Origin of the sequence: Pseudomonas sp. NFX1 (assembly GCF_051123555.1) — a bacterium.
GTDB classification, from domain to species: Bacteria; Pseudomonadota; Gammaproteobacteria; order Pseudomonadales; family Pseudomonadaceae; genus Aquipseudomonas; species Aquipseudomonas capeferrum.
On record NZ_CP169366.1, the window covers coordinates 1,568,194 to 1,592,063 of the forward strand.

At 62.9% G+C, this 23,870-nt stretch carries 25 protein-coding genes and 1 pseudogene; 11 read left to right on the forward strand and 15 right to left on the reverse strand.

The annotated features are described in order from the left end of the window. The first annotated feature begins 16 nt into the window (after window positions 1-16). Complete coding sequence (locus DJ563_RS06720; RefSeq protein WP_434519101.1) at window positions 17-187, forward strand: hypothetical protein; 171 nt, start codon at window positions 17-19, stop codon at window positions 185-187. A 46-nt stretch (window positions 188-233) separates the two neighbouring features. Here the strand turns inward: DJ563_RS06720 and DJ563_RS06725 are convergent, their stop codons facing one another. The 3 genes and pseudogenes from DJ563_RS06725 to DJ563_RS06735 form a co-directional block, all read right to left on the reverse strand. Then, window positions 234-503 carry a DUF6555 family protein gene (locus DJ563_RS06725; RefSeq protein ID WP_077068408.1) on the reverse strand — a complete coding sequence of 90 codons (270 nt, stop codon included), beginning with the start codon at window positions 501-503 and terminating at the stop codon, window positions 234-236. 168 nt (window positions 504-671) lie between these two features. Further along, window positions 672-827, reverse strand: a pseudogene (locus DJ563_RS06730) (general stress protein); the annotation flags it as partial. A gap of 194 nt (window positions 828-1,021) precedes the next feature. Then, window positions 1,022-1,573: an ATP-dependent Clp protease proteolytic subunit gene (locus tag DJ563_RS06735; RefSeq protein ID WP_186653324.1), complete on the reverse strand. Its 552-nt coding sequence runs from the start codon at window positions 1,571-1,573 to the stop codon at window positions 1,022-1,024. A gap of 189 nt (window positions 1,574-1,762) precedes the next feature. Here DJ563_RS06735 and DJ563_RS06740 point away from each other — a divergent pair, with 189 nt between their 5' ends. The 5 genes from DJ563_RS06740 to DJ563_RS06760 are packed head-to-tail and all read left to right on the forward strand — an operon-like array spanning window position 1,763 to window position 6,067. Continuing rightward, window positions 1,763-2,680: a DUF72 domain-containing protein gene (locus DJ563_RS06740; protein ID WP_434519102.1), complete on the forward strand. Its 918-nt coding sequence runs from the start codon at window positions 1,763-1,765 to the stop codon at window positions 2,678-2,680. Further along, window positions 2,677-3,462 (forward strand): endonuclease/exonuclease/phosphatase family protein, encoded by a 786-nt coding sequence (locus DJ563_RS06745; RefSeq protein ID WP_274099646.1) that lies wholly within the window; start codon window positions 2,677-2,679, stop codon window positions 3,460-3,462. The genes DJ563_RS06740 and DJ563_RS06745 overlap by 4 nt, the downstream gene beginning before the upstream one ends. Continuing rightward, a complete protein-coding gene (gene clsB / locus DJ563_RS06750) occupies window positions 3,459-4,661 on the forward strand; it encodes a cardiolipin synthase ClsB (RefSeq protein ID WP_434519103.1) in 1,203 nt (400 codons plus the stop codon). Before DJ563_RS06745 ends, clsB begins: the two co-directional genes overlap by 4 nt. Beyond that, window positions 4,661-5,608: a lysylphosphatidylglycerol synthase domain-containing protein gene (locus tag DJ563_RS06755; protein ID WP_274099648.1), complete on the forward strand. Its 948-nt coding sequence runs from the start codon at window positions 4,661-4,663 to the stop codon at window positions 5,606-5,608. Before clsB ends, DJ563_RS06755 begins: the two co-directional genes overlap by 1 nt. A 33-nt stretch (window positions 5,609-5,641) precedes the next feature. After that, on the forward strand, window positions 5,642-6,067 hold the full coding sequence (locus tag DJ563_RS06760) for a hypothetical protein (RefSeq protein WP_434519104.1): 426 nt from the start codon (window positions 5,642-5,644) through the stop codon (window positions 6,065-6,067). A gap of 51 nt (window positions 6,068-6,118) precedes the next feature. Here the strand turns inward: DJ563_RS06760 and DJ563_RS06765 are convergent, their stop codons facing one another. The 3 genes from DJ563_RS06765 to DJ563_RS06775 form a co-directional block, all read right to left on the reverse strand. Then, window positions 6,119-6,310, reverse strand: coding sequence for a metallothionein (locus DJ563_RS06765; RefSeq protein WP_077068409.1), 192 nt, complete (start codon window positions 6,308-6,310; stop codon window positions 6,119-6,121). Beyond that, on the reverse strand, window positions 6,303-6,770 hold the full coding sequence (locus tag DJ563_RS06770; protein WP_274099650.1) for a phosphotransferase system, HPr-related protein: 468 nt from the start codon (window positions 6,768-6,770) through the stop codon (window positions 6,303-6,305). Before DJ563_RS06770 ends, DJ563_RS06765 begins: the two co-directional genes overlap by 8 nt. Before the next feature lie 91 nt (window positions 6,771-6,861). Beyond that, window positions 6,862-7,563 carry a FadR/GntR family transcriptional regulator gene (locus DJ563_RS06775; RefSeq protein ID WP_434519105.1) on the reverse strand — a complete coding sequence of 234 codons (702 nt, stop codon included), beginning with the start codon at window positions 7,561-7,563 and terminating at the stop codon, window positions 6,862-6,864. Window positions 7,564-7,658: 95 nt separating this feature from the next. On the opposite strand from DJ563_RS06775, the gene DJ563_RS06780 reads away from it, so the two are divergent. Then, on the forward strand, window positions 7,659-8,402 hold the full coding sequence (locus tag DJ563_RS06780) for a FadR/GntR family transcriptional regulator (protein WP_047583192.1): 744 nt from the start codon (window positions 7,659-7,661) through the stop codon (window positions 8,400-8,402). Here DJ563_RS06780 and DJ563_RS06785 read toward each other — a convergent pair. The 8 genes from DJ563_RS06785 to DJ563_RS06820 form a co-directional block, all read right to left on the reverse strand. Next, window positions 8,390-10,186 (reverse strand): glycosyl hydrolase family 28 protein, encoded by a 1,797-nt coding sequence (locus DJ563_RS06785; RefSeq protein ID WP_434519106.1) that lies wholly within the window; start codon window positions 10,184-10,186, stop codon window positions 8,390-8,392. The two genes, DJ563_RS06780 and DJ563_RS06785, sit on opposite strands and share 13 nt — an antisense overlap. A gap of 41 nt (window positions 10,187-10,227) precedes the next feature. Continuing rightward, complete coding sequence (locus DJ563_RS06790; protein WP_033697925.1) at window positions 10,228-11,004, reverse strand: ABC transporter ATP-binding protein; 777 nt, start codon at window positions 11,002-11,004, stop codon at window positions 10,228-10,230. 10 nt (window positions 11,005-11,014) lie between these two features. After that, complete coding sequence (locus DJ563_RS06795; protein WP_033697926.1) at window positions 11,015-11,854, reverse strand: ABC transporter ATP-binding protein; 840 nt, start codon at window positions 11,852-11,854, stop codon at window positions 11,015-11,017. Between the two features lie 11 nt (window positions 11,855-11,865). Then, the gene (locus tag DJ563_RS06800; protein ID WP_186665379.1) at window positions 11,866-12,783 is read right to left on the reverse strand and encodes an ABC transporter permease; all 918 of its coding nucleotides are present in this window, start codon (window positions 12,781-12,783) and stop codon (window positions 11,866-11,868) included. Window positions 12,784-12,845: 62 nt separating this feature from the next. After that, window positions 12,846-14,456 carry an ABC transporter substrate-binding protein gene (locus tag DJ563_RS06805; RefSeq protein ID WP_434519107.1) on the reverse strand — a complete coding sequence of 537 codons (1,611 nt, stop codon included), beginning with the start codon at window positions 14,454-14,456 and terminating at the stop codon, window positions 12,846-12,848. A 54-nt stretch (window positions 14,457-14,510) separates the two neighbouring features. Continuing rightward, window positions 14,511-15,548: an ABC transporter permease gene (locus DJ563_RS06810; protein ID WP_033697928.1), complete on the reverse strand. Its 1,038-nt coding sequence runs from the start codon at window positions 15,546-15,548 to the stop codon at window positions 14,511-14,513. 66 nt (window positions 15,549-15,614) lie between these two features. Further along, complete coding sequence (locus DJ563_RS06815) at window positions 15,615-17,174, reverse strand: ABC transporter substrate-binding protein (RefSeq protein ID WP_434519702.1); 1,560 nt, start codon at window positions 17,172-17,174, stop codon at window positions 15,615-15,617. 120 nt (window positions 17,175-17,294) lie between these two features. Beyond that, on the reverse strand, window positions 17,295-18,449 hold the full coding sequence (locus DJ563_RS06820; protein WP_434519108.1) for a mandelate racemase family protein: 1,155 nt from the start codon (window positions 18,447-18,449) through the stop codon (window positions 17,295-17,297). A 360-nt stretch (window positions 18,450-18,809) separates the two neighbouring features. Between DJ563_RS06820 and DJ563_RS06825 the strand changes: the two genes are divergently transcribed. Beyond that, window positions 18,810-19,535, forward strand: a complete 726-nt coding sequence (locus DJ563_RS06825; protein ID WP_033697931.1) for an oligogalacturonate-specific porin KdgM family protein — start codon at window positions 18,810-18,812, stop codon at window positions 19,533-19,535. A 78-nt stretch (window positions 19,536-19,613) separates the two neighbouring features. Then, complete coding sequence (locus DJ563_RS06830) at window positions 19,614-20,444, forward strand: NAD-dependent epimerase/dehydratase family protein (RefSeq protein WP_274099242.1); 831 nt, start codon at window positions 19,614-19,616, stop codon at window positions 20,442-20,444. 20 nt (window positions 20,445-20,464) lie between these two features. Here the strand turns inward: DJ563_RS06830 and DJ563_RS06835 are convergent, their stop codons facing one another. Next, window positions 20,465-21,382 (reverse strand): LysR family transcriptional regulator, encoded by a 918-nt coding sequence (locus DJ563_RS06835; protein ID WP_274099241.1) that lies wholly within the window; start codon window positions 21,380-21,382, stop codon window positions 20,465-20,467. Between the two features lie 105 nt (window positions 21,383-21,487). Between DJ563_RS06835 and araD1 the strand changes: the two genes are divergently transcribed. Together araD1 and DJ563_RS06845 are read left to right on the forward strand one after the other, a co-directional pair. Continuing rightward, window positions 21,488-22,486, forward strand: a complete 999-nt coding sequence (gene araD1 / locus DJ563_RS06840; protein ID WP_434519109.1) for an AraD1 family protein — start codon at window positions 21,488-21,490, stop codon at window positions 22,484-22,486. Window positions 22,487-22,550: 64 nt separating this feature from the next. After that, window positions 22,551-23,870: an MFS transporter gene (locus DJ563_RS06845; RefSeq protein WP_274099239.1), complete on the forward strand. Its 1,320-nt coding sequence runs from the start codon at window positions 22,551-22,553 to the stop codon at window positions 23,868-23,870.

Sequence of the window (23,870 nt, forward strand, 5' to 3'; positions counted from 1 at the left end):
AGCGGAGGGTTGCGAGATGAAAAACACACTGCACATGGGGGGTGGCAGCGTCGAAGATGACTGGCCAGAGCTGGAACCTGACAGGCGCCAGGATCAGGTGGACGACCCGGATGCCGATCCGAACCTGACCGATGATGACGAAAACCGCCCCGGGGTGCCTGCCAGCGACCCTGAATCGGGCGCCTGATTGCCGAATCGATGGGCTGCAGTGCAGCCCATCGCCGCACCACCGATCAGCCCACTACTGCAGGGTCACCCACTGGCTGATTGGGTTTACTCCCGGAAATACGCCAGCTCACCGCCGTAATCCCATAGCGTTCTGCCATCGGCCTGCTCACTTTCTTGATTTTCTCCCGCCCGAACTTGGGAATGATGCCGATGCCCGCATCACAACTTGCCCAATGCCAGGCTTCGGCGTTGTCCAACCGTTCAAGACGAATGATGAAACTGCGCGGCTGACCATGCAGTTGATAATCGATGATGTAAAGCTGTGGACCAGGCATCGCAGGGGCCTCCTCTTCTCCATGGATGACTCACTGATTGATCGGGGCAGTGCGAGAAAATTCAAAATTTTTGCCGACCTTCGGTACCAGTGGCCCCGGATGGCGTTGAAGCGGGTTCAACGCGGCGCCGAACCCGCTCACAACGCGTTCAATCGGCTAGGCCCTGGGTCACGAGTGTCGCCCGCCACCATGGCTGTTCTGCCCACCCTTGCGTCCGGCTTGCGACGCCCGTTCACGGTCGTTGGCGAAGTTGCCGCCGGACACTTTCCCGCCCTTGTGCCCCGCGCGGGACGCCTTTTCCCGGTCATTGGCGAAGTTGCCCGGGTTGTTCTCCTTGGTGCCGCCGCGCTGGCTGGTCCGCTCTTGTTCAAGCGCCATGTCGTTTCTCCTTGCGATGGAAGAGTTGTCTGCGCAATGCCTTAGTTCCGAGCCAGTGATCAGCACCAATGCTCAATCGTTTTGCACGGGGCTGACGGGTGGCATGAAACGGCCGCAGGCCAAATGTTTGCGCCGCAGCCTCAGGCATGCACACTCCACTGGGTGCTTTGCGATTCGATCGGCATCTCGTCAATGGCGTGGATCAGCCCGTTCTCCAGCGCCTCCTCGGGGCCCAGTATCCGCGGATATGCCATCAGGTAACGGGGCACATCCAGCACTTCGGCACTGCCCTCGGTGCGTTCGGCGACGATCTGCGCGTAAAGGCGCAAGTCGTAGTCCAGGCTCATGGCGTATTCAGCCATCCTGGCATGGTCGACTGAGCCATGCAGCGTCCAGTGAAAGGGGTGAAACAGAAACTTGCTGAACGCACAGGCGGTGCGATGCTCGCCTGCCAGAAACAGGATATTGCCCATTGACTCCACCGTCCCCAAGTTATGGGTGTGCAGCGGAATCGGCAATGCACGCAGGAAGTTGTACAAGGTGAACCCATAACTGCATTCACCGCCCATGGTGGCGATGTTCAGTTGCAGCAATTCGGCGCCTTGTTGCATGGCCCGCGAGCAGGTGCTGATCAGGTTGCCGCAGGTGGATGAGTTGATCGGACCGGTGAAATGGATGATATGTCTGGCCATGCTTGCCTCCAGGTGGGGGGTCATCCATTGAATGGGCAGGCCCTCATTGGTATGCGGTGGAGACGCCATCGGCGGCAAAGTTCAACTCTTGCTCGCGCTCCCGTTGGTCAACCGTGCTGAACCTCACAGGCCCGTGCCAGTCGCAATTTCAGAGTGACCTCTCAAAGAGCTGGCAATGAGGAAGGCAGCGTGAGCGAGATCCGCATCGGAATTTCAGGGTGGCGCTACGGCCCTTGGCGCAGGGATTTCTACCCCAAGGGGCTGCGCCAGGACAGCGAACTGGCGTTCGCCTCGCGGGCAGTCAACAGCATCGAGATCAACGGCTCGTTCTACAGCCTGCAAACCCCCGAACGGTATCTGGGCTGGCGTGAGGAGACGCCGGACGGTTTCGTGTTCTCGGTCAAGGGGCCGCGCTATATCACCCATGTACGCAGGCTCAAGGATATCGAAGAGCCGGTGGCCAACTTCTTTGCCTCCGGGCCGTTGTTGCTGGGTGACAAACTGGGCCCCATCCTGTGGCAGTTTCCGCCCAACATGACGTTCGACGAAGCACGCTTCGCCCGGTTTTTCGAACTGCTCCCGCGCAACCGGGACGCCGCGCGCGAATGTGCCAAAGGGTGTGCCGAGCGCTTCAAGGGCAATGGCAGTACCGACATCGATGGCAACGCACGGCTGCGCCACGCCGTGGAAATCCGCAACGAGAGCTTTCTGTGTGAAGCCTTCGTCAAGCTGCTGCGCAAACACCGTATTGCGTTGGTAGTGGCCGACAGTGCAGGCAAATGGCCGTATGTCGAAGATATCACCGCCGACTTTGTCTACATGCGCCTGCACGGCGACGTGGAACTGTACAGCAGCGGCTACACCGCGCACGCCTTGCGCCGCTGGAAGCAACGCATCGTGCGTTGGAGCCAGGGCGGCCAGGTGGAAGACGCGCAGCTGATTGTGCCCGGCGCGCCACCCCAGCGTGCCTCTCGCGACATTTATTGCTACTTCGACAACGACCAGAAGGTGCATGCGCCCTACGACGCCCGGCGCCTGCTGGAAAAGCTGAAACTCGATTACGACCTGGTCACCGAGCCTGGCGTCGCACCGGAGGTCGAGCTTTGAACAAAACCCTGCCAGCCCCCCGCTGCATCATCGACAACGTCACCACGGTGCATCGGCTGAACGTGCTGACCATCAACGTGCACAAGGGCTTCACCGTATTCAACCGGCGTTTCATCCTGCCGGAGCTGCGTGAGGCCGTACGCGCCACCGGTGCTGACCTGGTGTTTCTTCAGGAGGTGCACGGCAGCCATCAGCAACATGCCATACGCCATGCAGCGTGGCCGGAAATCCCGCAGTACGAGTTTCTGGCCGACAGCATGTGGCCGCAGTTCGCCTATGGGCGCAACGCCGTGTACCCCCATGGCGACCACGGCAACGCCCTGCTGTCGAAATTCCCGATCCGCCAGTTCACCAACCTCGATGTCTCCATTCAGGGCAATGAACAGCGGGGCCTGCTGCACTGCTGCCTGGACGTGCCGGGCCATCAGCAGGTACATGCGGTATGCGTGCACCTGGGCCTGCGCGAGGCCCACCGCCAGCGCCAGGTGCGCTTGTTGCTGGAACTGCTCGACAGCTTGCCGCCCAAGGCGCCGGTGATCATTGCCGGCGACTTCAATGACTGGCGCCTGAAGGCCGATGCGGTGTTGTCCGAACACCTGGTCGAAGCCTTTGGCGAGCATTTCGGGACCCCGGCGCGCAGCTTTCCGGCGCGGTTGCCGCTGCTGCGGCTGGACCGTATCTACCTGCGCAATGCCATGCCGGGCAAGGCGCAGGTGTTGGCGAAGTACCCGTGGTCGCACCTTTCTGACCATGTCCCCCTTGCTGCGGAGATAAGCCTGTGAACCGACCTTGGCTAGAGGGCAACAGCGTGCAGTTGCTGATCAACGGCGAACAATACTACCCACGCGTATTCGAGGCGATGGCCCAGGCGCGGGAAGAAATTCTGCTGGAGACGTTCATCATTTTCGATGACAAGGTCGGCCAGCAGTTGCAGCAGGTGCTGATAGCGGCCGCTGGCCGTGGCGTGCGCGTCGAGGTGGCGGTCGATGGCTACGGCACTGCCGACCTGCCCGACGCCTTCATCTCGGCGATGACCGACGCCGGCGTCAACTTTCATGCCTTCGACCCCCAGCCCAGGCTGGTGGGCATGCGCACCAACCTGTTTCGCCGCCTGCACCGCAAGATCGTGGTGATCGATGGGCAGCGCGCGTTCATCGGCGGCATCAACTACAGTGCCGACCACCTGGGCGACTTCGGGCCCATGGCCAAGCAGGACTACGCAGTCGAGGTCACCGGCCCGGTGGTGGCCCAGGTGCACGCCACCAGCCGGCGCCTGATGTCGCCGGTGCTGCAGCCCCCCAGCGAGGTGCGCCCGGTCACCGAGCCTACCGGGGCGATCACGGCCGTGCTGGTCGAGCGCGACAATGGCCAGCGCAGCACCGCCATCGAAGCGCAGTACCTGCAAGCCTTTCGTGAGGCCCGGCAGCGTATCGTGGTGGCCAATGCCTATTTCTTTCCAGGCTACCGGTTGCTGCGCGAACTGCGTAATGCAGCGCGGCGCGGGGTGGCCGTGACCTTGATTCTGCAGGGCCAGCCCGACATGCGCTGGGTGCGGGCCTTGTCGCGGCTGCTGTACAACTACCTATTGCGCGACGGCGTGCGTATTCACGAGTACTGCAGCCGGCCGTTGCACGGCAAGGTCGCCTTGGTCGACGACCAGTGGGCCACTGTGGGTTCAAGCAACCTGGACCCGTTGAGCCTGTCGTTCAACCTGGAGGCCAACCTGTTCATCCGCGATCGCGGGTTCAACCAGCAGTTGCACCAGCATCTGCAGGCGCTGGCCAGCGAACAATGCAAATCGGTCACCCTGGAACGGATGATCCGCGGCTACTGGTGGCGGGCACCGCTGATCTTCCTGTGCTTCCACGCCATACGCCACTTCCCGCGGATAGCCGGCTGGTTCCCGGCGCACCGTCAGCGCTTGCGCTCGGTGCAACCGGAAGTCGAAGCACACGGCGATTTTCACGAGGGGCAGACCTGATGGCGCGCACACGGTGGCAAACCTGGGCCAAGCGCCTGTTCACCTTGCTGTTCCTGTTGCTGATACCCGCCTTGCTGTACATGCTGGCGCGCAACCTTGACTGGAACGAGGTGCGTCAGTCGCTGCTGGCCTACAAACCCGGGACCCTGGCCATCGGCTTGGTCGTCGCCTTGTGCAGCTACCTGACGTTTGCCAGCTACGACCTGCTCGCACGTGCCTACACAGGGCATACGCTGCCCGCCAGGCAGGTGTTGCCGGTGGCGTTCGTGTGCTACGCCTTCAACCTCAACTTCACCACCTGGGTGGGCGGCGTCGCCTTGCGTTATCGGCTGTATGGCCGGCTTGGCCTGGACACCGCGACGATCACCCGCATCCTGACCCTGGGGCTGTTGACCAACTGGATGGGCTACATGCTGCTGGCCGGTACGGTATTCGCCCTGCGCCTGGTGAAACTGCCCGAAAGCTGGGCGGTGGGCGCTACAGGCTTGCAACTGATCGGGTTTGGCTTGCTGGCCATCGCCCTTGCCTATCTGCTGGCCTGCGGCTTTGCAAAAAAACGTACCTGGAAATGGCGCGAACATGAAGTCACCCTGCCGGCCTTGCGCCTGGCGCTGTGCCAGGTAGCCCTTGGCGCCAGCAACTGGGCGTTGATGGCGCTGCTGATCTTCTGGCTGCTCCCTGAAAAGGCCTTTTACCCATCGATTCTCGGGATCCTGCTCATCAGTTGTGTGGCAGGTGTGGTCGCGCATATCCCGGCAGGCCTTGGCGTGCTTGAAACGGTGTTCCTGGCGTTGCTGCACGGCCAGATCCCTCAAGGCACGCTGGTAGCCGCGCTATTGGGGTATCGAACGCTGTATTACCTGATCCCCTTGGTGCTGGCAGTCGTTACGTATCTGATTCTGGAAAAGCGCGCCAAGGCCATGCGCCAGCGCGACAACCCAGCCTAGCGCGTTCAAGGGCCTTGGCCCGGGAGGTAGCGTATGCGAGTCGCTCTGTTGATGATGATGCTCACAAGCTTTGCCAGCACCAATGTGCTGGCAGAGGCCTGCAATGTGCTCACCCGTTCATCCAGCGAAGCCGTCAAGCCGGTCGAGCAGCACACCTGTTACAGCTACAGCAACCTGCCTGCCGAAGCGATCAACTGGTCGTGCAGCAACGAGAGCAAGGACATGCTCAGTACGCAGAAGCAGAAAGTCGCGCGATGCGCGGATGGCAGCGTAGGCAGTTGCATCGCGCCCTTGACCCAGGAGGCCTTGGCCAACCCCAAAGCCGGTGGTGGGCAACCTTCGACACGGCCGGCGTTGTCCAAGGATGCGCGGGTGATTACCTACTATTACGACACACCCAGCCTTGGCCAGGCGCGGGCAGATTGCGAGCGCAGCGACGGGATCTGGCAAACGCATTGACCCGTGATGGCGCCTTTTGGGGCTGCTCGCAACCCCAAAAGGCGGTCCAATTCACACCGCGCTGTCGTCGTCTTCGACTGGCCGCGACGCCTCAGCGCAGTCACAACCGCTCATGCGGCACGGCTCGCCATTGCGATGCCCCGACGCACAGGCCTCGCAGCAATACGCCTTGCCCTCTTGTTGCAGGGCATTGACATCCACCGTGCAAGAACAGTGGGCACAGGCACAGCGTTGCTCATTCATGGGGTTTGTCCTCGTCGTCTACTACGTCATCGGTCCAGGGTTCGCCGTCCAGCGGCGCCGAACGCGCCAGCTCTGCCTCGTCCAGGCCGAACCCGCCGCCAATTTCGCCCGCACCGACCCGCCGCAGGGACTGGTCAGCCGGGCCTTCGCCGTCACCGGCTTCATACGGGTCACGGGCACCGGTCTCGTCCAGCAAGGTGTCCGGGCTCATGTCGTCATAGGTGACATTGTCTTCGTGGAGGCTGTCGCTCAGCGCCTCACCGCCCGTCATGCCGGCTTCGGCGACACGTTGCGGCGGGAATTCCTGGTCAGCTTCACGGGCAGGTCGCTCGTCACCCACCCGCCCTTCGCGTTCGTCGTTACGGTCATCGAAGTCCAGCTCGTGGACGCTGCCCATGCGGTCTTCGGTATCGTCGATTTCCGCTGGCGTGTAAGGCTTGGGTTCATCGGGGCGAGACATGTGCGTTCTCCGTCAGTTGGCTACAACCGGTCGACTGCGCCCACCCCGGGAAGATTCAGAGTTTTTCACGCCGGCGTCCGAACGGCATTCTTTACCCCGGCGCCTGAGCGGCGCTGCGCGCGCGATGCAGGGCATTGGTCAGATGCAGCCGCATGGCGGCCCGAGCGGCATCGGCGTCGTGATGCTCGAGCGCAACGTACAGCTGCTCGCGCTCACGCACGTGCTGGGCGCGCTGCCCGTCGCTGAGCGTGCGTTGTGCGCCGCTCATCAGGGTATCGGCCAGGTGCTGCATGGCATCGATGAAAAAGCTGTTGCTGGTGCACAGGGCAATCTGCAGGTGAAACTCGAAGACGATACGGGTGCTGTCCTTGTGCAGCGGCCCCACGGCATTGGCATCGTCCAGCGCCGCGCGAATGGTCAGCAACTGGCCGGGTGTAGCGCGCTGCGCGGCCAGGGCGGCGCACTCGACTTCAAGGCTCAGGCGCAGTTCGAGCAGTGCTACCGCATCGAGGGCACTGCCCTTTTCATGTGAGTGGGCTTGAAGGTCGCCCGGCCGGATGGTGTCCATCACGAACGTACCGATGCCACGCCGGGTTTCTACCAGGCCCTCGGCCTGCAGCCGCGACATCGCCTCGCGAACCACGGTACGGCTGACCTTGCGCGCTTCGGTGAAGGCTTGCTCGGTCGGCAGCTTGGTACCGGCCGGCAGTTCGCCGGCCAATATGCTGCGCGACAGCTCCAGCACCAGTTGCTGGGCCAGGCTGACGCGTCGATCAGGGTTAACACGCTCCATGGGAGGATCCATTCAAACCAGACGATGGAGGATTGTAACCGCAGTATTGCCGCAAAACGCACTATAATGCCCGCTGATCAGCCAAGAGCACGACGATGTCGGACTTCAACGCCACCGCCCAAATCAAACCGCGCCGCCTCGCCGAATCGCTGGTCGAGCGCTTTGCCCAACGCATGCGCGAGGGCACCCTCAAGCGCGGCGACAAACTCCCCACCGAAACCCAGATCATGGCCGCCGAAAGCGTCAGCCGGTCGGTGGTGCGTGACGCCTTGTCGCGGATGCAGGCGGCCGGCCTGGTCGAGACCCAGCACGGCGTCGGTACCTTCGTCCTCGATATGCCGGCACCGGAAGGCTTCAACGTCGGGCCGGCGACCATCATGCTGTTGTCCGACGTGCTCGACCTGCTGGAGTTTCGCCTGAGCCTGGAAGTGCAAGCCGCCGGCATGGCCGCCGAACGGGCCACGCCCCAGGCCATCGACGAACTGGAGCAGGCGCTGAAGGCGCTGCTGCAAGGTCCGGAAAAGTCCGGTAGCACCACCAATGCCGACTTCCAGTTCCACCTGAAAATCGCCAAGGCTGCCGGCAACCCCTACCTGATCGACATCATGAAGCACTTGGGCACCAAGCTGATCCCCCGCACCCGGATGAACTCGGCCTACACCGGGCAAAGCAATCGCAGCACCTACCTGGCAGGCATCAACGCCGAACATCAGCAGATCTTCGACGCCATCGTCAGCAGGCAGGTCGATGCCGCCCGTGCGGCGATGTTCCTGCACTTGAGCAACAGCCGCATGCGACTGCGTGAGGCGCAGAAGCTTCAGGCGGTCTACAGCGAGTGAGCGGGCTCAGGGGCCGGCCGTACATCCTTGAACACTAGCCCTTCGCTGCTACCGACCTGCCAGGGGTTGCCGGTGCCGGCTTCGCTGAAGTGAACCGCCTCGAACCGTGAGCCTTGCAGGCCGTCGATTTTCACCTTGGCGGGCCCACTGAAGCGCACGCGCTCGAAGGCCAGTCCCTGGTGATAAGCCCCATGCAGGCTGTCGCCCTTGACCTCGATTGCCGCCAGTTGGGCGTTCTCGACGGTGACATCGCTGACCCGCACATCGCGGAACTGCCCCGCTATCGTCGACTTCTGGTAATCCAGCTTGGCATTGGGGTCGTTGTAATCGAGGGTGAAGATGAACGCCTGCTTGACCGTGTTGCGCATCGCCGAATCGCGGAATACCACGTTGCGCGCTCCACCCCCCATGAAGTTGGTGCTCTTCATGCGTAAGCCGGTATCGGTGCCGTCGGAGACGTTGTCCTCGGCCAGGATGTTCTGGATCCACGCCCCGGTGTGGCTGCCGGCGACGACCATGCCGTGGCCCTTGCGGAAGTAGTTGTTGAAGATCCAGGCGTCTTCCTGGGGCTTTTGCCTGACCGCATCGGCGCCCGTGCCGGCAGCGAAGTTGACGCAGTCATCACCGGTATCGAAGAAGTTGTTGAACACCATGGCGCCACGGCTGTTGGCAAACTCGATGCCATCGCCGTTGTTGGCGTCGTAGGTCTTGTGCGTGGTGTTGGCCAGCACCACGTTTTCGGTCTCCAGGTTCATGATGCCGTGGTAGGCCGGGTTGAGCACGGTGAAGCCGCCATAGAAGACATTGGTGACATTGCGCAAAGTGACCAGCGACGAGCGCATCTGGCCATAGGCGTCCTTGACGTTCATGCCCTCGGCCACTGCACGTTCGACCTGGGCTTTGGCCAGCAGGCCGTCCTGCAGGTAACGGGTATTGTCGCTGGGCAGGTAGAACGGCAGCGCCTGGCCGCGCTCGTCGAGCACGTCGGCATGGCGCTTCCAGCCGTTGCCGTCGATGACGCCCTTGCCGACAATGCGGATGTTCTCGAATGCCTGGTGCTTGCGTGGGTCACGCGGCAAGGCGTTGATCAGCGAGGCCGGGCGCACGGTGGTGGAGTACGGGTACTGGATGTAGCCTTGGCGAGGATAGTCCTCGGCGCGCTCGGAGCCCAGCAACGTCGCGCCCTCGGCGATTTCCAGGGTCATGTTGCTTTTGAGGTACAGCGAGCCGCTCTTGTAGGTGCCGGCGGGCAGCAGCACTTTGCAGCCTGCAGTGCAGGCATCGATGGCGCGCTGGATCGCGACAGTGTCGAGGGCGCGGCCGTCGCCCTTGGCGCCGTACTGTTTGACATCGAACAACGCCGGCACGGCGGTGGTGCGTTGGGTGATGACGGGGCTATCAGCCGACTCTTTGCCGTTGCGGCCCACCGAGCGCACGGTGAAGCGGTACTCGGTGTCGGGCGCCAGGCCCTGTGCGGTGTAGCTGTGGATGGCGATGCGGTGATGGAAATTGCGCGTGTCCTGCTGGTAGAAGCGGTCGATGTAGGGTTTGGCGGGCGATACCTGGTCGTTGTTGGCGTTGCTGCCCCCGAGCAGCTTGCCGTTGGCGTAGACGTGGTAGTCGGTGATGTCGGCATGGTCGGCCGGCTTTTCCCAGACCAGGATGATCTGCTGGTCGTCATAGGCCAGCGTCGGCACCTGCAGCTTGGTGGGCGGCTCCATCGCCCACAGCGGCAGGCTGCAGCTGATGGCCAACGTGGTCAGAAGTGGTCTTGCGTACGGCATTTTTATCTTCCTTGTAGTTGCCATTGCGGTGAGGTAGCTGATCAGGCGGATGCCACGCGTGGCGACTCGGCACTGAAATCGCGGCTGGCTTGCACCAGCATGCGGGTGTAGTCGTGGCAGGCCAGGTCCTGGCTCAAGGCCTGGCTGTCCAGGCGCTCGACAATCCGCCCCTGCTGCATCACCGCCACCTTGTCGCACAGGTGGCTGACCACACCCAGGTCGTGGGTGACCATCAGGTAGGTCAGCTTCTCGCGCTGACGCAGGTCTGCCAGCAGGTTGAGAATCTCGGCCTGCACCGACACATCCAGCGCCGACGTCGGTTCATCCAGCAGCAGCACGCGCGGTTCGAGGATCAGCGCCCGGGCGATGGCCACGCGCTGGCGTTGCCCGCCCGACAACTGGTGCGGGTAGCGGTAGCGGAAGCTGTCGTTAAGCCCGACCTTGAGCAAAATGTCGTTGATGCGGTCGTCGCGTTCGCCCATGCCGTGGATGGTCAGCGGCTCGCGCAACGCGGTGTCGATGGTGTGCCGCGGGTGCAGCGAGCCGTAAGGGTCCTGGAAGACCATCTGCACCTTGCGAAAGTGTTCCTTGCTGAGCTTGTGTTGCAGGGGCGCCCCGGCAATGCTCAGCGCCCCGCTCCAATGCCGGTACTGGCCGGCCAGGCAGCGCAGGACCGTGGTCTTGCCCGAGCCCGACTCGCCGACCAGGCCGAACGACTCGCCGTCTTCCACCGTCAGGTCGACGTCGTGCAGCACCTGGTTGCAGGCAGCGCCCACACCGAAGCTCAGGTTCAGCGATTGTGCTTGGATCATGGTCATGTCAGTTACCTCAGCAGGTGAGCCACAGCGGGTCGCGTTGCAAGACCGGCAAGCGCGGCCGGCGGTTGTCCATGCTCGGCAAGGCTGCCAGCAGGCCACGGGTGTACGGGTGTTCGGCGTACTGCAGGTCGCAGGCGGCCAGCGATTCCACCACCCGCCCGGCGTACATCACCAGCACCCGGTCGCAGTAGTTGCGGACCAGGTTGAGGTCGTGGCTGACGAAGATCAGGCCCATCTGCTGCTCGACCACCAGCTCTTCGAGCACATTGAGCACTTGCTGGCGTACCGACACATCGAGTGCCGAGGTCGGCTCGTCGGCGATGATCACTTCCGGGTTGGTGATCACCATCATGGCAATCATGATGCGCTGGCCCATGCCGCCGCTGACTTCATGCGGGTACAGGTTGTAGACCCGCCCGGGGTCGCGGATATGGACTTTTTCAAGCATCAGCAAGACCCGCTCGCGCGCTTCGCTGCGGCTGGCCTTGTGGTGCGCGAGGTACGCCTCGGCGATCTGCTCGCCGACCTTCACCACCGGGTTGAGCGAGTACTTGGGGTCTTGCATGATCATCGAGATGCGCTGGCCGCGAATCTTCTGCATGGCCTTCTCGCTGGCGCTGAGCAGGTCGACATCACCGAACTGCAGGGCCTTGGCGGTGATCTGCGTGCTACCGGGGTGCAGCTTGAGCAGGCTGCGCCCGACCGTGGACTTGCCCGAACCGGACTCGCCGACGATGGCCAGTTTTTCCCGGCCGAGGGTGAACGACACGTCGCGCACCGCATGGGTTTCTTTCTTGCCATTGACGAAGCGCACGTTGAGCGAATCGACAGTGAGTTTGAGCGTCGACATAAAGCCTCCAGTTACTCGCTACGCGGGTCGAGAATGTCCCGCAGGCCATCGCCCAACAGGTTGAACGCCAGGCTCACCAGCATGATCGCGGCCCCCGGCACGGCTACCAGCCACCAGCATTCGAGCATGTAGCGCCGGCCGGTGGAGATCATTGCGCCCCACTCCGGCAGCGGCGCCTGCGCGCCCAGGCCAAGAAAGCCCAGCGCAGCGGCGGTCAGGATGATGCCGGCCATGTTCATGGTCAGGCGGATGATCACCGACGACAGGCACATCGGCACGATGTGGCGCAGGATGATCCGCGTCGGCGAGGCGCCCTGCAGCTCGACCGCGACGACAAAGTCGGCCTTGCGCAACGACAGCGTTTCGGCGCGCGCCAGGCGCGCGATCGGTGGCCACGAGGTCAGCGCGATGGCGACCACGGCATGTTCCAGGCCGGGGCCCAGGGCCGCGATGAACGCCAGCGCCAGGACCAGGCTGGGGAAGGAGATGAAGATATCGGTGATGCGCATGAAAACGGTGTCGACGACGCCGCCGAAATAACCCGACACGGTGCCGATGAACAACCCGATCGGGCCGACGATGACGGTTACCAGGGTAATGATGTACAGGGTGATGCGTGAGCCATACACCAGCCGGCTGAAGATATCGCGGCCGTATTCGTCGGTGCCGAACCAGTGCGCTGCACCGGGTGCCTGCAAGGCATTGGCGAGGTTCTGCACCACCGGGTCATGGGTGGCGATCCAGGGTGCGAAGGCGGCCACCACGACCAGCAGCAAGGCCACCAGCAGGCCCGCCAGGGTCATCGGGTTGCGCAGCAAGTGGCGCAGCACCCGCAGGCTGCTCTTGTACAGCGCGTCGACGCTCGACGCGGGTGCGCGGTCGGCCTGCGCCTTGTCGTTTGAAACGGTAGAAGACAGGTTGGCAATCATCGGCATGCTCTCGATGTGAACTCATGGCCACCTGGGGCGCCCGCAGGCGCCCTCGGCAGTGTTCAGCGTTGCTTGTAGACGCCCAGGTAACGGGTCGCCTCGGCGTCATCGCCGGTGAAGCCCTTGACGTCCACCGCGCTGACTGCGGTGTCGGTCATCTGCGAAATCATCATGATCGGGCCGACCTGTTCGTCGTAACGCTTCTGCGCCTGGTGGTACAGGTTCAGGCGTTTGCCAGGGTCTCGCTCGACCCCGGCCTGGTCGATCAGTGCATTGAGCGGTTGATCGAAGAACGACGCACGCCAGCCCTGGAAGTTGGGCAGGCCAGCCGCGTCGCTGTTGTCGGGGTTGTAGGCGAAGGTGCGCAGGCTGAAGTAAGGGTGCGGGTAGCGCTCGGCACCGCGGGCGACGATCATCTCGAAGTTGCGTGCGCGCATGGCGCCGTACACCTGGTTGCCGGTACCGGTGACGATGCTGGCCTTGATGCCGCCCTCGGCCAGGGTCGATTGCATGCGTGCGGCAATGTCGATGAAGGGCGGTTCGGACAACGTCCGCAGGGTGGTGCTGAAGCCTTGCGGGTAGCCGGCTTCGCTCAGCAACGCCTTGGCCTTGGCCACGTCGAGCCGGTAGCCAGGGTCTGGCAGGCGTGCGTCCAGGCCCAGTTGCATCGGCTGCTGGTTGAGCAGGCCATAGTGCGGCATGACCTGCTCGTCGATGCCTTTGTAGTCGATCAGGTAGCGCACGGCCTCGCGCACTTTCGGGTTGGCAAACTCAGGCTGCTTCATGCTCATCGCCACGTAGTACATGGTGCCCCGTTGCAAGGGCTGAACCTGCAGCGTGCCGGTGCGCTCGACGGCCTTGATGTCGGGCGCGGCCATGCCATAGGCCAGGTCCAGGTCGCCGCGTTCAAGCATCAGGCGCAGCGACTGTGATTCGGTCATGTGCCGCACCAGCACCCGCTTCATCTTTGCCGGGCCTGCCCAGTAGCCGTCGAAACGGTTCATCACCAGTGCATCGTTGGCGCTCCACTTGGCCAAGGTGAACGGGCCGCTGCCGGCTTCGTTGGTGACCAGCCAGGCGGCGCCAAGGTCGCCATTCTTTTCATGTTTCAAGGCCTGCAGGCGGTCGACGATGACCGCACTGGGCGAAGTTGCCAGCGAGTCGATCAGCAGCAGCGGGTCGGTCGGCTGTGGCAGGTCGATGACCAAGGTGTGTGCATCGCTGGCGCGAATCAGTGCCTGAATGTTGTCGACGGTGTAGCCGTAGGCCTTCCAGGTGGTGGCCAGGCCGTAGTTGAGCTTCATCACGCGGTACAGCGACCAGGCCACGTCCTCGGCGGTAAGCGCGTTGCCGGAATGGAACGTGACGTCAGTGCGCAGGTGGAAGGTGATCTGCTTGCCGTCTTCGCTGATGGCCCAGCGTTCGGCCAGCTGTGGCAGGTGTTTTTCCGGGTTGCCCTGGTCGCGCTTGACCAGCGTGTCGTACAGGTTGGCATTGACCCCGGAGGCATCCAGGCCCGGCGCGTTGGCCGGGTCGATGGAAAACAGGTTGACCATGCTCATGCCGACGATCAACTGGTCGGCGGGGGTCTTGGCCTGCACGGCAGCCATTGGCCCCAGCGCCAGGATCACACCCAGCAGGCTCATGTGCAGCGGGGGGAGTACAGTCTTCATGTGGGCGTCCTTCTTTTTATAGTTATGCAATGTGTTCACGCGGCCCGCTCGGGCTCAGCGGGTCCTTGGGTCGAACACCTTGTACAGGGCATCGCTGATCAGGTTGAGGGCGACGAAGATCAGGCCGATCACCAGCACGCAGCCCATCACCGCGTTCATGTCACCGAGCATCAGGCTGCTGGTGAGGTACTGGCCGAAACCGGGCCAGGCGAACACGGTCTCGATCAGTACCGCACCTTCGAGCAGCGAGCCGTAGGCCAGCGCGACGACGGTCAGCAACTGCACGAGGATGTTGCGAAACGCATGGCCCCAGACCACCTGGCGCCGCGACAGGCCCTTGACCCGCGCTGTGATGATGTATTCCTGGGAGAGCTGCTCGAGCATGAAGCTGCGCGTCATGCGGCTGATATAGGCCACCGAGTTCAGCCCGAGGATCAGCCCCGGCAAGATGATGTGGCGCAGCGCACTGCTGAAGGCTTCCCAGTCACGCGCCAAGGCAGTGTCGATCAGCAGCAGGCCGGTCACGTCGGGGACCATGCCGTCGTAGGCAAGGTCGATGCGCCCTGCCCCGCCGGCCCAGCCAAGCCAGGCGTAGAACACCAGCAGGCCCATCATGCCCACCCAGAAAATCGGCGTGGAGTAGCCGAACAGGGTGATGACCCGCGCCACATGGTCGCCCAGCCGGCCCTGGTTGCTGGCGGCGACCACGCCCAGTGGCAGGCCGATGAGGATGCCGAACAGGATCGCCAGCGTGGCCAGCTCGATGGTCGCCGGGAACACCCGCTTGATGTCGTCCAGCACCGGGTGGCCGGTGAGCAGCGCATTGCCGAAATCGCCGTGCAGCAAATCGTTGAGGTACAGCCCGAACTGGGTCCAGATCGGTTTGTCCAGGCCCATGGCCTGGTAGACCTGCTCATAGGTGGAGCTGTCGGCATCCGGACCGACCACGGCCAGCACCGGGTCCAGCGGCATCACCCGACCAATGAAGAACGTCAGCGCCAACAGGCCAAGCAAGGTCACCAGCACCGTGCTGGCCCGTCGGGCAGTGGCAGACACGCGGGTGCCCAGCACAGAGGCAGTCGAAAGCAACATAACAGGCTCCTGAAAAAGCGTTCAGCAAACACCGAGGCGTCAGGGGCGCGCACGCCCCCGTCCCGCTCATCGCGACTTGTAGACGTCTTTGTAACGGGTGGTGGCCGCGCTGTGGGCCTGATAGTTCTGCACGTCGTGGTACAGCACCACGGTGTCGGTCATCTGTGAAACCGGCAGGATCGCCCCAACCTGGGTGTCGAGCGTGTTCTGGATCTGCTGGTACTGGGCCAGCTGGCGGGCCTTGTCGGGTTCGACTTCGGCCTGCTCGATCAGGCTGTTCAGCTCGGGGCTGTAGAACGAGGTGCGCCAGCCCTGGAAGTTGCTCAGCTTGGCTTCGTCACGGTTGTCCGGGTTGTACACCAGGGTGCGCAAGCTCGAATGCGGGTGGCGCTCGGCACCGCCGCCGCCACGGCCGACCAGGATGTCGAAGCTGCGTTCGCGCATGGCGCCGTAGATCTGGTTGCCGGTACCGGTGACGATGGTGGCCTGTATACCCGCCTGGGCCAGGGTGGCCTGCAGGCTGGAGGCGATGTTGATGAAGGGCGGCTCGGTGAGCACGCGGATGGTGGTCTTGAAGCCGTTGGGGTAACCGGCTTCGGCCAGCAGTTGTTTCGCCTCGGCCACGTTCAGGCGGTAGCCTGGGTCGTCCAGGCGTGCCGGCAGGCCCAACGGCAGTGGGCGCTGGTTGAGCTGGCCGTAATGCGGCATGACGGTCTGGTTGATGCCCTGGTAGTCGATCAGCGAGCGTACCGCCTTGCGCACGCGGGTGTCGTCGTAGGGCTTTTGCTTCACGCTCAGCGCCACATAGTAGAGGGTGCCGCGCTGCACGGTCTCGGTGCGCACCTTGTCGGACTTCTCCAGCGCTTCGATGTCCGGGGCGGACATGCCTTTGGCCAGGTCCAGGTCGCCGCGCTCCACCATCAGCCGCAGCGACTGCGATTCGGTCATGTTGCGCATGACGATGCGCTTGAGCTTGGCCGGGCCACCCCAGTAACCGTCGAAACGGCTCATCAGGATCACATCGTTGGCGCGCCAGTCATTGAGGATGAACGGCCCACTGCCGGCAGCATGCGTGGTCAGCCAGGCGGCGCCGAGGTCATCGCCCTTCTGGTGCTGCTGGACCACCTTGCGGTCGAGAATGAAGGCACTAGGCGATGTCGCCAGGGTGTTGAGCACCAGCAGCGGGTCGGTCGGCCGCGGCAGCTCGAGGACGAAGGTGTGCGCATCACTGGCACGCATGTACTGGGCGACATTGCCTGCCGTGAAACCGTAAGCCTTCCAGGTCGAGGCCAAGGCCAGGTTGAGCTTGAGGATGCGTTGCAGCGACCAGACGACGTCCTCGGCACTGAAGGCATTGCCGGAATGGAACGTGACGCCCTCGCGCAGCTTGAACGTGAGGGTCTTGCGGTCATCGCTGACCTGCCAGCTTTGCGCCAGCGCCGGCACCAGTTGGTCCGGTTGCTGCGCATCCTGCACCAGCAGCATGTCGTACAGGTTGGCGTTGACCTCGGAAACGTCCAGCCCGGTGGCACCGGCTGGGTCCAGGGACAACAGGTTGATCATGCTCATGCCGACGATCAACTGGTCGGCGGGTGTCTTGGCCAAAGCAGTGGGTGCCGAGGTCATTGCCAGCGATGCGGCAAGGACCCCTGCCCAGAATGTGGGAAGTACGCTCATGTGAGATTGCCTTTTTATAGTTATTGGACTCTCGGGCGGCGCGCACTGTCGCGCGCCGCCATGCACGGGTCAGAAGCGCTGCAATGTATGGGTCTCGACGTAGTCGAAGTCGATCTCTTCACCCAGGCCAGGCAGGTCCGACAGGTGGACGAAACCGTCCTTGTCCATCGGGTCGACCAGGCGTTTGAGGTAGGCCGGCACCTCGTCATAGTCGAGGAACGGGTGCAACAGGCCGCGCTCGTACCAGGTGCAGTTCTTGATGGCCCCGACCACGGCCAGGTTGGCTGCGCCGTTGCCGTGGATTTCGCAATCCATGCCGAACGCTTCGGCCATGTGCGCCACTTTCAGGCACGGTGCAATACCGCCGACCCCGGCAACCCCGGCGCGCAGGATGTCACAAACACCATGCTTGACCCAGCTGGCCCGGCTCAGGTGCTTGCCGCCCAGGCTTTCCGGGCCCAGCACCGGGATGTCCAGTTGGCCGGCAAGCCAGGCATAGGATTCGGCAGAGTCTTCCATCATCGGTTCTTCGAACCAGGCGAAGTTGAGCTTTTCCAGGGCGCGGCCGATGGTCAGGGCGTCGGTACGGCTGTACCAGTGGTAGCCGTCGATCATCAGTGCGATGTCGGGGCCGACCGCTTCGCGCACGGCGGCGCAGGCCTTGATGTCCATGCTCACGCTGGGCGCGAAGGATACCGGCGGCATCCAGGTGTGCAGCTTGATGGCCTTGTAGCCACGCTTGACCAGCGTTTCGGCAAAACGCCCGTATTCCTCAGGGGTGGACAAGCCGCCTTCGAGCTCATCGCCACACATGGTCGAGCCATACGCAGGCACCTTGTCGCGGTAGCCGCCAATCAGCTTGTGCACCGGCACGTTCAACTTGCGCCCGGCCCAATCCCACAAGGCCTGCTCGACCAGTGCCAGGGCGCGATCGGTCAACTGGCTGGCGCTGCCGCGTTGCCAGTGCGCAAGGTCGTGCCAGATCTTCTCGCGATCAAAGGCATTGGCGCCTACCAGCACTTTGCGCACGAAGCCATCGAGCACGTACGGGCGGATCAGTTCAGGGGCACCCAGTGCATAGCCTTCGTTGCCGCATTCGGTGGTGATGCGCAGCAACGCCATCTTGGCCTGGGTCACGTCACCGGGGTGGGCATGGCCGGCACTGTCGACAGCGCGGCGCGTGGGGTAGGAAAAAACCTGGACGTTTACAGCAGTGATGATCATGGACGTCTGAGCCTTCTTATTGGATTTGTGGCGAGTGAGTCACGCTCTGGAGGCAATCCTACGTCATCATACAACTTTTGAAAAGCACCCCTTTAAAACTTTCAAATCCGGCCGGCGCGAGCACCTATTTGCGTCTTTTGGGACGTGTGTCGCATTTATCTATTCGTATAAAACCCTCTAGAAAGCGCATCTCAGGCGTTTAAAAAGAAGTCATCCGACAACCACCCAAGAAATCGTAGACAACCCAAATGTTGTACGATAACTTTGCCGCATCTGATCGCGGCACCCTGCCCTCCACCGCATCCGATGGTGACCACCCGCTTCAAAACGACCTCAACAAAAACAAGAAAAGAAGATCGAATGAACACCACACTCCGCAATCTCATTGCTGTCAGCACACTCGGCCTGTCTTTCTATGCCTGCGCAGACTCGGCCAGCCTCAACTACCGCCACGGCTACACCGAAGACGACAGCATCCATTCCGACCGCATCAAGCTGAATTACCGGATGGAAACCGGCCTGGGGTTCGCCGCCGAGATCAAGTACAAGACCGCCGGCGACCGTGAGGACGTGGCCTACGACAACATGGTCAACAACGGCCATGAGTTCACCGTGGACTACAACTACAAGCTGAGCCCCAAGTCGACCCTTACCCCGGCGTTCCAGATGGACAGCTCCAAGGACGCCACCGCCTACAAGTTCGGCTTGAAGTACAGCTACAAGATCAGCGACACCTGGTACGTCGCCACCCGTGTGCGGCATGACGCGCGCAACCTCGACCGCGACCAGATCGATCATTCCAAGGCGGACCGAGCCAAGGACAACCAGAACACCACGCGCCTCGAAGGTTGGCTGGGCTACACCCCGAAAGGCCCGTGGGCCTTCGAATACCAGTACATCCACTTCGACACCGACTACATCCGCTACGACAACAAGAAGAGCGACTACGAGCAGAACCTGATCATCAAGTACAAGCTCAACAAGCAGTGGGCGCCGTTCATGGAGGTGGGTGACATCAAGGTCAACGCCTATACCGATGACCGCCAGGCCCGCTGGCGCCTGGGCGTCCAGTACAACTTCATGTAATGCCGCGCTGCCGGGTGCCTGCCAGGTGGCCCGGCGTTATCGCTACCCCCAACGACCTTTCAAGCCAAGGTGCTGACCATGACCACACCCGCCTCGCCCACGTCGGGCAAACCCTTCAACCGCTTGCTGCTGACCGGCGCTGCCGGCGGGCTCGGGCAGATCCTGCGCGAAGCCTTGCAGGCCCACGCCACTGTCGTGCGCGCTTCAGATATCAGTGCGATGGCGCCAGCGGCTGGCGACCATGAAGAGGTGATCAGTTGCAACCTGGCGGACAAGGCCGGGGTACTGGCGCTTGCCCAAGGCGTGGACGCCATCGTTCACCTGGGGGGAATTTCCACGGAGCGTGCGTTCGAAGACATTCTCGACGCCAATATTCGCGGCACCTTTCATGTCTATGAGGCCGCACGCAAGCACGGCATCAAGCGGGTTGTGTTCGCCAGCTCCAACCATGTGACTGGCTTCTACCCGCAGGACGAGACGGTGGATGCGCAGTCTGTGCGCCGCCCGGACTGCTACTACGGCTTGTCCAAGTCGTATGGTGAAGACCTGGCCACCTTCTACTTTCACCGGTACGGCATCGAAACCGTGAGCCTGCGCATCGGCTCGTCATTCCCCGAGCCACGCAACCTGCGCATGCTCTCGACCTGGCTGAGTTATGCGGACCTTGCGCACCTGGTAGAACGTGCGTTGCTCGCCAAAAACGTTGGCCACACCGTGGTGTATGGGGTTTCGGCAAACCGTGAGCTGTGGTGGGACAACCGCTTCGCCGCGCACCTGGGCTTCAACCCGCAGGACAGCTCGGAGCGCTTTCGCGAGAAGCTTGCGCAACAGCCCAAGCCTGCTGCTGACGATGCCAGTGCGCACCTGCAAGGTGGCGCGTTCACCGCCGCCGGACCTTTCGGTGACTGAAGGCGCCAACGCCAGCGGGCTCAGGCCATCAGGATGCTCACCAGCATCTGCGCTGGTGTGCTCAGCTCCACGTCCTTGCGCGTAACCACTTCGTACGGCTCACTGCGCGACTTCAACTGCAACGGCAGGCGCACCAGCATGCCGTGGTCCACCGCGACCTTGGCGACATCCCATGGCATCACGGCCAGCAACCCAGGGTCTTGCAGCAGCATCGACAAGGTGGTGAAGGTCGAGGAGGTTTCAATCGGGTACTGCGGAAAGCTCAGGCCCGCTTCGCGGAATTCGCGCTCCAGGGTCAAGCGCATGGGCATGTTGACCGGGAACACCAGCCAGCGTGAGCTGGCCAATTGGCCCAGGCTCAACGACTCACTGCCGGCCAGGGCGTGCCCAGGGTTGGCCACCAACACCAACTGTTCCTGGTGCTTGGGCCGACTGTCGTACGCGGCGGGGCGCGGGCTGACGCTGGTCCGGCAGATCACCACGTCCAGGCGGCCCTGGTCGAGCAAGTTGAGCAGGCGGTCGCTGGTGTCCTCGACCACCGAGACCGACAGGTCTGGCTGACTGTCGCGCAGGCGCGCCAAGCCTTCCACCAGTATCGGTACCGCGCCCATGATGGTGCCAACCGACAAGCGCCCCCCATGGCCTTGCAGAATCCCCAGCATTTCTTCCCGCAGGTGTGCCAGGTCATTACTGATCAACCGCGCATAGCGCAGCACGCACCGCCCCAGGTCATTGGCTTCGAGGCCCTTGCTGGTGCGCTCGAACAGCACCGCGCCAAGCGTTGATTCAATCTCGTTGAGGGCCTTGGTTGCACCGGGCTGGGTGATGGACATTGCCTCGGCCGCTTTATGGATGGAGCCCAGCTCGTCGAGGCTGATCAATAGCCGCAACTGGCGCAAGCGAAGGCGAGAGGCCATGGAGCTCAAGGATGGCAGCATAGGGGATCACTTAAAGTTATCACGGGGTCAGCAGCTCTCATTAGGCAGCAACGCCGGGGAAAATTAAAGTGTCGGCATCCCCACAAGAACAACACAGGAGCCAGCATGCGCCTGATCCAATTTGAAACCACCCCAGGCCAACGTCACGTAGGCGTAGTTGAAGGCGACCTGATCCAGGTCGTGCGTGATACCCACTCAATGCGCGAACTGGCCTTGGCCGCGATCGGCAAGCAGCACAGCCTGGCCGCCGAAGTACGCGAGCGTGGCCTGTACAGCACCGAACAATGCTACAGCCAGGCCTTGAGCGAATGCCGGGTATTGCCCCCGCTGGACCACGAAGACCCGGCCCATTGCCTGATCAGCGGCACCGGGCTGACCCACCTGGGCAGTGCCTCGACCCGCGACAAGATGCACCAACAGAAAACCGAAGATGCCGCCACGCTGACCGACACTGCGCGGATCTTCCAGTGGGGGATCGAGGGCGGGCGCCCTGCGCCAGGCACCGCGGGCGTGCAGCCGGAGTGGTTCTACAAGGGCGACGGCTCCATCGTCGTTCGGCCCGGCCAGGCGTTGCAGAGCCCGGCATTTGCCGAGGATGCCGGCGAAGAGCCTGAACTGGCCGGCCTGTATGTGATCGGCGATGACGGCCAGCCCTACCGCCTGGGCTTTGCCATCGGCAACGAGTTCTCCGACCATGTGATGGAACGGCGCAACTACCTTTACCTGGCTCACTCCAAGCTGCGTAGCTGCTCGTTCGGCCCCGAACTGCGGGTGGGTGAACTGCCCCGCCACCTGGACGGCATCAGCCGGATTCGTCGCGACGGCCAGGTGATCTGGGAAAAGGCCTTCCTCAGCGGTGAGGACAACATGTGCCACTCTCTGGACAACCTGGAGTATCACCACTTCAAGTACGCCCAGTTCCTGCGCCCCGGCGATGTGCACATTCATTTCTTCGGCACGGCGACCTTGTCGTTCGCCGACCAGATCAAGCCGGTCGAGGGCGATGTATTCGAGATCAGCCTGCCCGATTTCGGCGCCCCGTTGTGCAATGGCATTGCCGTGACGCCTTCGGCCATCTCACCTGGCGAGGTGAAGACGCTCTGAACCGATGGCGGCGCAGGGCCGCGCCGCCGCGGCATTTCATAACAATCACAAAAGTGAGATGAGCATGAAGAACACCCCTTACACCGCGGCCTCGGCCGCCGCCACGGCCAGCACAGACACCGCCAGACCGACCACCGTGCGCTGGCGGATCTTCCTGATCCTGCTGTTGCTGGCAGCGATCAACTACATCGACCGGGCTTCGCTGTCGGTGGCCCTGCCGTTGATTTCTGCCGAGTTCGAACTTACGCCCGCGCTTGAGGGGTTGATCCTCAGCGCGTTCTTCTGGTCTTACGCGCTGATGCAGATCCCGGCCGGAGTGCTGCTCGATCGCTTCCAGGTGCGCAATATCATCGGTGTCGCCACCATCGGCTGGGGCGCGTTCCAGGCACTGGGCGGCTTTGCCCATAACTGGATCACCCTGCTGGTCACCCGCATCGGCCTCGGTGTGGCCGAATCGCCGATCATGCCGGCGGGTGCCAAGCTCAACGGGGCTTGGCTGACCCCCAACGAACGTGGCCGAGGGGCGACCCTGGTCGACGGCGGCGCGCCGCTGGGCACCGCGTTTGGCGCCATCATCATCGCGGGGCTGATCACCTGGTTCGACTCCTGGCGCATCGCCTTCATCATCGCCGGCGTCGGCACCGTAGCGGCAGGTATCTGGGCCTGGTGGTACATCCGCAACCACCCCAGCGAACACCCGCAGGTGAACGCTGCCGAGCTTGCCTACATCACCCAGGCCAACGATGCCGCGACCCAGGCCAACGGCAACCGCAAAGCGGTGCTCAAGGAACTGCTCAAGAGCCGCTCGGTGCTGTGCATGTTCGCCGGCTACGCCTGCTACAACAGCGTGTTCTACGGCTTGTTGACCTGGATGCCGAGCTACCTGCACCAAGCCCACAACCTCGATATCAAGGCCATGGGTGGCGCCACCTTCCTGATCTTCATGTGTGGTTTTATCGGTGAGCTGATCGGCGGCTGGATCTCGGACAAGTGGAAAGCCAACGGCGGCCAACCGAACACGGTGATGCGCAGCATGTTTGCAGGCTCGGCCGCCGTTGCCGCGCTGTGCATCCTGCTGGTGGCGTATACCCCGGATGCCGCGCGGGTCATCGCGCTGCTGTGCGTGGCGCTGTTCTTCATCCGCTGGTGCGGGATGTACTGGTGCCTGCCGGCCATTCTCGGCGGCAAGTCCAAAGCTGGCGTGCTGGGTGGCAGCATGAACTTCTGCGGCAACATGGTCGGCGTGCTGGTGCCGATCCTGATCGGCTTGATCGTGCAGTTCACCGGTTCCTACTTCCTTGCCCTGATCTTCTTCGTGGTCATGGCCTTCGGCCTGATGCTGTTCTCTGGCCTGATCGACTATCGCGAGCGCGGGCTGGCCTGA

Excerpts from the sequence above, each read along its gene's own strand:
- DJ563_RS06720 (WP_434519101.1), top strand. The coding sequence starts at position 17 with ATGAAAAACACACTGCACATGGGGGGTGGCAGCGTCGAAGATGACTGG.
- DJ563_RS06725 (WP_077068408.1), bottom strand. The coding sequence starts at position 503 with ATGCCTGGTCCACAGCTTTACATCATCGATTATCAACTGCATGGTCAG.
- DJ563_RS06735 (WP_186653324.1), bottom strand. The coding sequence starts at position 1,573 with ATGGCCAGACATATCATCCATTTCACCGGTCCGATCAACTCATCCACC.
- DJ563_RS06755 (WP_274099648.1), top strand. The coding sequence starts at position 4,661 with ATGGCGCGCACACGGTGGCAAACCTGGGCCAAGCGCCTGTTCACCTTG.
- DJ563_RS06760 (WP_434519104.1), top strand. The coding sequence starts at position 5,642 with ATGCGAGTCGCTCTGTTGATGATGATGCTCACAAGCTTTGCCAGCACC.
- DJ563_RS06765 (WP_077068409.1), bottom strand. The coding sequence starts at position 6,310 with ATGAATGAGCAACGCTGTGCCTGTGCCCACTGTTCTTGCACGGTGGAT.
- DJ563_RS06770 (WP_274099650.1), bottom strand. The coding sequence starts at position 6,770 with ATGTCTCGCCCCGATGAACCCAAGCCTTACACGCCAGCGGAAATCGAC.
- DJ563_RS06775 (WP_434519105.1), bottom strand. The coding sequence starts at position 7,563 with ATGGAGCGTGTTAACCCTGATCGACGCGTCAGCCTGGCCCAGCAACTG.
- DJ563_RS06780 (WP_047583192.1), top strand. The coding sequence starts at position 7,659 with ATGTCGGACTTCAACGCCACCGCCCAAATCAAACCGCGCCGCCTCGCC.
- DJ563_RS06785 (WP_434519106.1), bottom strand. The coding sequence starts at position 10,186 with ATGCCGTACGCAAGACCACTTCTGACCACGTTGGCCATCAGCTGCAGC.
- DJ563_RS06790 (WP_033697925.1), bottom strand. The coding sequence starts at position 11,004 with ATGACCATGATCCAAGCACAATCGCTGAACCTGAGCTTCGGTGTGGGC.
- DJ563_RS06795 (WP_033697926.1), bottom strand. The coding sequence starts at position 11,854 with ATGTCGACGCTCAAACTCACTGTCGATTCGCTCAACGTGCGCTTCGTC.
- DJ563_RS06800 (WP_186665379.1), bottom strand. The coding sequence starts at position 12,783 with ATGATTGCCAACCTGTCTTCTACCGTTTCAAACGACAAGGCGCAGGCC.
- DJ563_RS06805 (WP_434519107.1), bottom strand. The coding sequence starts at position 14,456 with ATGAAGACTGTACTCCCCCCGCTGCACATGAGCCTGCTGGGTGTGATC.
- DJ563_RS06810 (WP_033697928.1), bottom strand. The coding sequence starts at position 15,548 with ATGTTGCTTTCGACTGCCTCTGTGCTGGGCACCCGCGTGTCTGCCACT.
- DJ563_RS06815 (WP_434519702.1), bottom strand. The coding sequence starts at position 17,174 with ATGACCTCGGCACCCACTGCTTTGGCCAAGACACCCGCCGACCAGTTG.
- DJ563_RS06820 (WP_434519108.1), bottom strand. The coding sequence starts at position 18,449 with ATGATCATCACTGCTGTAAACGTCCAGGTTTTTTCCTACCCCACGCGC.
- DJ563_RS06825 (WP_033697931.1), top strand. The coding sequence starts at position 18,810 with ATGAACACCACACTCCGCAATCTCATTGCTGTCAGCACACTCGGCCTG.
- DJ563_RS06830 (WP_274099242.1), top strand. The coding sequence starts at position 19,614 with ATGACCACACCCGCCTCGCCCACGTCGGGCAAACCCTTCAACCGCTTG.
- DJ563_RS06835 (WP_274099241.1), bottom strand. The coding sequence starts at position 21,382 with ATGCTGCCATCCTTGAGCTCCATGGCCTCTCGCCTTCGCTTGCGCCAG.
- araD1 (WP_434519109.1), top strand. The coding sequence starts at position 21,488 with ATGCGCCTGATCCAATTTGAAACCACCCCAGGCCAACGTCACGTAGGC.
- DJ563_RS06845 (WP_274099239.1), top strand. The coding sequence starts at position 22,551 with ATGAAGAACACCCCTTACACCGCGGCCTCGGCCGCCGCCACGGCCAGC.